Origin of the sequence: Thiolapillus sp. (assembly GCF_048562965.1) — a bacterium.
In the GTDB taxonomy this organism is placed as follows: domain Bacteria; phylum Pseudomonadota; class Gammaproteobacteria; order Chromatiales; family Chromatiaceae; genus Thiolapillus; species Thiolapillus brandeum_A.
This window is the reverse complement of sequence record NZ_JBHNMF010000917.1, coordinates 1-1,131: the sequence shown is the minus strand read 5'-3', so window position 1 is coordinate 1,131 and position 1,131 is coordinate 1. Positions and strand designations below refer to the sequence as shown.

Here is a 1,131-nt window from a genome sequence, read left to right as displayed (position 1 = left end):
TGTGTTGGGTCAATAGCATAGACTCGGCGTACTATGATGTCAAGCCTCTACAGACATGAAAAAGCGATTGTAGATCCATGGAGGCAGGCTTGTACTCATCTTAGGGGTGAGTAGTTACGGTGGTTCATTGAAAACGGTACCAGTGGCAGTACGTGAAAATGTCTGCGGCACGGAAGCCGCAGCCAAGTCTACAGGGATGTATTGATGACGTTTTTCACGGGCTGCTGCTGGTGGCGTCATAGTTGGATGGTGGGACCCTGCCCGGCAAAGTCCCGCTCAGAGCTCCTTCTCGAACACATCGCCCAGGGATTTTCTGAAGCGGTAGATGGCGTCCTGCGGTGCTTCGAAAGTTTCTGCTGCCGCTTCGCTGATCCGCTTGCTGTAGCCAAGATCTCTCGACAGCATGATATCCGCCAGCCGCCCGGCCAGTTTCGTATTCTCGAAAACAACCGCTGATTCACTGTTCAGCCTGGCACTGCGGGGATCGAGGTTGAAGGATCCCACAAGGGCATACTGACGGTCGAAAACCGCAAATTTACTGTGCATGGTACCGTCGGTCCTGCTCTCGCCCTGCCTTTTTTCCCTGCCACTCCCAGATCTGTATCCCGGCGGCAGGCCTGTTGCATTCCGAGACAGCAGCCTCCCCGTTCACCCTGAGCAGCGTCTTGTAGTGCCCCCTGCCCACCATGGTGATTTCGGGCAGATCATTGGTCTGGGGACTGTTGGTCAGCAGGGTGATGGCAACGCAGCGTCTCTCCGCCTCGTGCAGGGTCTCGATGATCCCGGGCGTGGGTACGAAATAGGCATTGGCGATCAGTATTTCCTTCCTGGCACTGTCTATCAGTTGCAAGTGTGTCTTCGGCCTCGTGATAGATTTTGGGACATCCCAGTCCCCAAAATCGACTCGGCCTTTGACAACCTATTCGTGCCCCAGCCGTCCTGGTCACCAAACACTACGCAACAACTTCGCAGGCTCGTTGCTGCTCCGTACTTGTCTCCCAATGACTGGACGCCGCGTTTGGATGCCTACTTTGCTTCCCCTCTGGCGCTATGCGCACGACGGGTAAGCAGTACGGCCTCTCGGCTACTGGGGACTACCAGCCTTCGCTTCGCTCTCCATGGCTGGCAGCG

The 1,131-nt window shown here is 56.1% G+C and carries 3 protein-coding genes; 1 reads left to right on the top strand and 2 read right to left on the bottom strand.

Going from position 1 to position 1,131, the window contains the following annotated elements; genetic code table 11:
• Positions 1-276: 276 nt before the first annotated feature.
• Complete coding sequence (locus ACOCD2_RS21180) at positions 277-546, bottom strand: phospholipase D-like domain-containing protein (protein ID WP_293650622.1); 270 nt, start codon at positions 544-546, stop codon at positions 277-279.
• Positions 536-850: a phospholipase D-like domain-containing protein gene (locus tag ACOCD2_RS21175; RefSeq protein WP_293650623.1), complete on the bottom strand. Its 315-nt coding sequence runs from the start codon at positions 848-850 to the stop codon at positions 536-538. The genes ACOCD2_RS21180 and ACOCD2_RS21175 overlap by 11 nt, the downstream gene beginning before the upstream one ends.
• Here ACOCD2_RS21175 and ACOCD2_RS21170 point away from each other — a divergent pair.
• Positions 851-1,131, top strand: a 281-nt coding sequence (locus ACOCD2_RS21170) for a hypothetical protein (RefSeq protein ID WP_294059229.1), incomplete at its 3' end; no start/stop codon positions are given.